The organism is Candidatus Enterococcus wittei, assembly GCF_002140175.1.
GTDB classification, from domain to species: Bacteria; Bacillota; Bacilli; order Lactobacillales; family Enterococcaceae; genus Enterococcus_B; species Enterococcus_B wittei.
Window position 1 is genome coordinate 1 of the sequence record NZ_NGMO01000010.1, and the last position, 5,695, is coordinate 5,695.

General features: G+C 34.9%; 4 protein-coding genes. 2 read left to right on the forward strand and 2 right to left on the reverse strand.

The genetic code is table 11. The features are described from left to right. Positions 1-126 precede the first annotated feature (126 nt). Positions 127-936 carry a Cof-type HAD-IIB family hydrolase gene (locus tag A5844_RS13740; RefSeq protein ID WP_244610840.1) on the forward strand — a complete coding sequence of 270 codons (810 nt, stop codon included), beginning with the start codon at positions 127-129 and terminating at the stop codon, positions 934-936. Positions 937-1,276: 340 nt separating this feature from the next. Here the strand turns inward: A5844_RS13740 and A5844_RS13750 are convergent, their stop codons facing one another. Further along, positions 1,277-1,654, reverse strand: a complete 378-nt coding sequence (locus A5844_RS13750; RefSeq protein ID WP_086285726.1) for a hypothetical protein — start codon at positions 1,652-1,654, stop codon at positions 1,277-1,279. A 404-nt stretch (positions 1,655-2,058) separates the two neighbouring features. Here A5844_RS13750 and A5844_RS13755 point away from each other — a divergent pair, with 404 nt between their 5' ends. After that, the gene (locus A5844_RS13755; RefSeq protein ID WP_086285727.1) at positions 2,059-2,985 is read left to right on the forward strand and encodes a helix-turn-helix domain-containing protein; all 927 of its coding nucleotides are present in this window, start codon (positions 2,059-2,061) and stop codon (positions 2,983-2,985) included. Between the two features lie 379 nt (positions 2,986-3,364). Here the strand turns inward: A5844_RS13755 and A5844_RS13760 are convergent, their stop codons facing one another. After that, the gene (locus A5844_RS13760) at positions 3,365-5,518 is read right to left on the reverse strand and encodes a peptidoglycan D,D-transpeptidase FtsI family protein (protein WP_086285728.1); all 2,154 of its coding nucleotides are present in this window, start codon (positions 5,516-5,518) and stop codon (positions 3,365-3,367) included. Positions 5,519-5,695: the final 177 nt, after the last annotated feature.

Below are 5,695 nucleotides of genomic sequence, written 5' to 3' on the forward strand. Positions count from 1 at the left end.
AGAGGCGAATAGGTAAAATATACGTATGCTTAAAGAAATAGATACTTTCTCCACAATAAAAAACTTTCTTGTTTCTTAAATAAAATATGCTAGACTAAAACAAAGCGTTTGAAAGGAATGACAGGTTTGAATAAAAAATTGATCGCAATTGATTTAGATGGTACGACTTTGAACCACGAATCAATTATTACTTCTAAAACTGAACAAACCCTAAGAAAAGCTATGAATGCTGGGCACCATGTCAGTATCGCCACCGGAAGACCATACAGAATGAGTGCTCATTTTTATCAACAATTAAACTTAACTACACCCATGGTCAACTTTAATGGTGCGTTAGTTCATATACCTAATCAACAATGGTCTGGTGAAAAAGAAACATTGATCAACAAAGAAATTGTTTTTGAAATACTCGCACAAAAAAAGCAACTGAATTTAGATTTTATTGCCGCTGAGAACCGCGATACGTTTTTCATTGATAGTTTTGACTTTTTCGATGAAAAATTCTTTGCTTCCACGCATCCAAAACCAGAAAATCTATTATCACCTCACAATTTGACAACCAATCCTACTTCATTGCTTGTCCGAACTGAAAAACAATATGCTCAGAAAGTATCGGATGAACTAACTCGACAATTTGGCAAACAGGTAGATGTCCGCACATGGGGTGGTCCGACGGCAATCTTAGAAATCGTCTCAAAAGGGATCGAAAAAGCAAAAGGTGTTCACCAAATCGCTAATTTCCTTGAGATCGATCAAAAAGATGTCATTGCTTTTGGTGATGAACATAATGATTTAGAACTTTTAGAATACGCTGGTTGGGGCGTCGCTATGGCAAATGGCACAGATCAATTGAAAAGTGTGGCCAATGACATTACGGAACATACCAATCAAGAAGATGGTTTAGCAACCTATCTAGAAAAATTGCTTGCTTTATAATACGACAAAAACGAAGAATGAAAGATGCAATACGAATTGTACTGTTTCTTTCATTCTTCGTTTTTTAGTCTCTATGTTTTTGATGTTGATGGAAGCCGCAAGATTTTTAGATGATTTAGAGTAAGGACTTTGTTTCAGCAATTAATAGTATTAACCCTATTAATTACTGAAACTGATAGAACATTCTACCAGTTTTTTTTTAAAACTAGGAGAGCTACAAAAAACACTAAAGTCATCAAAAAAGAATTGGCGCTTCCTTCCTTCACTTTTCAAGAAAAATCGGATATAGGAAGACCCTATCCTTTCCAATTTGATATAGAATGATAAAATCCTATATTTGTTAGATCACTTCAATTAACCCCAAATTATTATCTAACGTTGTTCCACTAATAATATATCTTGCAACAATTGGACTTCCTTTTCGATAAATAAATACTTGAGTTCCTGTCTTATCCTTCCCCCATACGACATTCGCATGAATCTGAACCAAAGAACCATTAGGTATTTCTAGATTGCCTAGCTCAGCCTTTTTGCTTTGTCCTAAAAGAATATCTCCTGTTTCTTTTGAACGCTTTCCCCCAGAATACTTTGCCCCGAGTTTTACTACAAAACCACCTTGATTCACCAATTCAAAATAGCCAACTTCTTGTGCGTTTTGTTCAAATTGCTCCAGTACTTCTTTGGTCATATCTTCTTTAATCTCCATTGTGCTGGTCATTTTTTTCCTCCTTAAAATTTGCTCTATCGTTTATTTCGTAAGTTATTTCTTTTTTTCAGTACCTATTTTTCTTTTCAATCACCAAACCTAGTCATACATATAACCGAATCATGAAAGTCATTTGTCAAAAACAATTGTTACAAGTTCAAAACAATATTGGGGTATATTTATTGTTTATTTTAGAAATGATCAATGTTTTATTCACCTCCTTAAGTGTGAAAAAATCAGCGAACACCAATAAACTACTCTTTAACCAAAAACATAAACATTTCAAACATGTTTTTCATCACTTTTGACTAATTAAATTTTTTTATGTCTCTTATGTTATTATAATAGAAAAAAAATAGGAAATTAAATTCTGGTCAAAATATTCACACTACGTCAAATAAAATAAAGGAGAAAACATGGACGTTCATGGATTATTGAGAAAACTTCGAATTGAGCGAGGATTTTCTCAAAAAAAATTGTCGGATAAAATAACAACTAGAGAAACATTTGTTAAATATGAAAATGGGAAAACCAATATCCCATTCTTCGTATTAAAAGAAGTATTGGATAGAATGAATCTTACTTTAGATGAATTTATTTTTTATCTGGATCAAGATACAGTAAGAGGAAAAAATCGCGATCTGAAAAAAATAATAAAAAGAATCCGAGAAGGTAAATCAAACTTTTTATACACTTTACAAACTTTGCGAGAAAAAGCAAAAGAGACCAATGACATTGTTGATATCAGAAATTATTTAATCGCACGAACGGTGAATTGGTATCCATTGGAAGCTAGTCAAAGAAAATTGAACAAGTCTGACAGGGAATATTTATCTGAGTTAAAAGAGTATCTAGAGGTTATTGATGAGTGGGGTAGATTTGAAATGACTACATTTAGTACTTTATTATTTGTATTTGAAACCAATTATATAAAAAGCAGACTAACTAATATAGAGAGAAAAATAGAAAAAAATAAAGACTTCGAGATTTTCCATTCTATTTTGATTGGTCTATACAACAATGCTTTTTTACTAATGCTAGAACGAAAAGAAATTGTTTTGGCGAGAAAATATTTGAAGAAAATAGCTAATGTACAACATAAACTTTTATTTCTAGGTGATACAGAAGTTTATTTTAATTTCTATATGTTACTTCTCGAACATCTAACAGAGGAGTCGGGACGGGCAAAAGAATTATCCCAATACTTTACTGGACTAAAAAAGATAAGGTCATTCAATCTATATACGCGTTTTAAAAATGACTTAAGAAAATTTGAAATACTTTATGGCACTGTGCCATTAGTCTTTAAAGAGGAACGTCAAGAAATTAGAAATGATTTGTAGTTGTAACCGAATGATTTGGCCTCAATTTATAATAAAAAATTTTGAAAAACTTAGATTGTAGTGGGTAAAGAGCGTTCGAATTTAGAAGAAGGAATCCTTCTGGAAATATCCTTATGTACATCACAAAAAGAGGCTATCACAAATTAATAGTTATATTTTGCTATTCAAATAGGAACCTAGTGCGTTTGGACCATCACATCAAGGATTTAAAACGATATGTTCATGAGTTGCGAAGCTTTTATCATTTACCATGGCGAACCATGTTTCGCCATGGTAAAGCATTATTTATAAAAAAAATGAACAGAAAGAAAAATCTCTTTCTGTTCACCCATCATTCTAAGATTGCTTTTCTCCAACATCATTGGACAAAGTGTCTTTTTTATTGCGCCATAAACATATCGTAATACGTATCCATGATTTCTTTTGCAATCGTCAAATTCATATGATCTTTTTCATCTAATAGATTTGGTAATACTACACTGATGGCGATCTGCGGATCTTCAGTAGGACCATAAGCTACGATATTACTATTTACAGTAGTAATATCAGGATGCCCTTCTGCCACAGTTTCGGCTGTTCCGGTTTTTGCCGAGAGATCCATTTTTGCCCCTGCTAAAGATTTAGCTGTTGTATAAGGATCAGTCCCATGGACTACTTGGTGGAACCCTTCACGCAACAATGCCATATCTTCTTCAGAGATATCTACCGTATTTTCTACTTTGGCTTCCATTTCTTTTTTCACTTCACCTAAATTACCATTCTCGTCATTCCCATAGATTGCTTTCACTAGGCGAGGCTGGATTCTTTTTCCACCATTTGCTACAGTTGAGGCATATTGAGCTAACTGGATCGGTGTATAGGTGTCAAACTGACCAAAAGCTAAATCGGTAAAGTTCCCAGGAGTATACCACTCCCCATCGTTATCTGCATTAAATTTCTTCATGTATTCGACAGAACGAGAGATACCTGAAGATTCATTTGGCAAATCGATTCCGGTAATGATTCCTAGCCCAAATTGTTTAAAGCCATCTCTTAAAGCTTGATAAGCTTGTGTCTCATCACTTAAGCTTGGCAATCCCATGCCAGGAACATATTCAAGCCCCAACATTTTCAACGCAACTTTGATCATATACGTATTGGATGATAGTTCCAAAGCTTGGACTACATTCAGCGGCACTTGACCCGTACGGTTAAAGACGGAACTCTTTTCAGAAGAGCCTTGTAAACGAATTGGTTCATCGATCAATACTTGATTGCCACTGATCGCACCTGTTTGCCACCCTGCTGTCAAAGTACCAGCTTTGACGACAGATCCAGGAGTAAAGGCACTCGTGATCGTGCCAAGGGCATTTTCTGTAACTTCCTTGGCGCCTTGCTCATGACTAAATCCTGTCATGGCTAAGACTTCACCAGTTTGAGGATTCATTGCAACGACATAGGCACCTGGTGAATAAGTAGCTTTACCGCTATCGATCAGTTTTTGATAGTTCGTTTTTAAAATACTTTCTACTTTTTCTTGGAACTCTGCATTGATAGAAAGCATCAAGTTCGAACCTTTTTCTCCTGCAAAGACTTCTTTTTGTTGTGTCACATTACCGTCATTGTCTAATGTCACTTCATATTGTGTTTTCGTTCCTTGCAATACATCTTCATATTGTTTTTCAAGATAGCTTTGACCTACCCGATCATTGCGTGAATATCCTTTTGCAAGATATTCATCTACTTGTTCTGCTGGCAAGCCTTGTTGTTCGGTCGTCACACTTCCTAAAATACTCTTCAAAGAGTCTGCTGCATTGTATTGTCGTGTCCAATCGGTACCTGTAGAAACACCAGGCAATTCAGATGCATGTTCAGCCACAACTGCTAATTCCTGGTCCGTCACATCTGTATTTTTCACAAAGACCGTGTTTAATTCATATGCGCCATTCATACGCTTAAAGATCGTCGCAGCTTTCAACTGTGCTTCATCGAAGTTGATTTCTTCATCCGTCACTTTATCCACTGTGGCTTGATATTGTTCGCTTGTATTTAATTTTTTTTCATCAGAAGACAAGCGTTTCGTTGCTTCCTTCAAATGCTCTGGGTCAGCTAACCAAAAATCTTTCTTATCCCGAGCAGTTAAATTTTTGTCTATCGGTACATCAATCAACGCATTTAGCTTTGTTGCTGTCTCAAGCAGATCTTCTGAAGTCATCTGCCGGCCTCTAGTAAACGTGATTGCTTGATTGGCTTTATTGGTTACTAATGCTTTTCCTGTAGAATCATAGATCATCCCTCGAGGTGAACTAGTTTGTACGGTTAACGTGGAAGAAGATTTGACTTTCGCCTCTAATTCTTCACTGTTCACGATCTGTAAATACCCTAATCGAGCAATCAATGCCACGAACAATGTAAAGATAATGAAAAAAAGAAAGTTTAAACGAAAAGGAACATGCGAGCGACGAAATGTCTTATTTTTCGGTTCTTGCGTTCCCTGTTTCAATCGATCTAGCCAAGCGTTATTTTTATTCTTTTTCATAAATTTTTTCATCATTCCTATCCTTTACGCCTACTTACAAATTCCATTGTACCCAAAAAGAGGTAATTAAAAAAGAAAAATCCAGACCAACAAGAAATTCTTTAACTAAATTCAACATAAATTTATAGTTTTGTTTCACAAAAACAAATTGTGCTACAGAATCAAAAACTGAAAATCGAGAATAAATAAAGT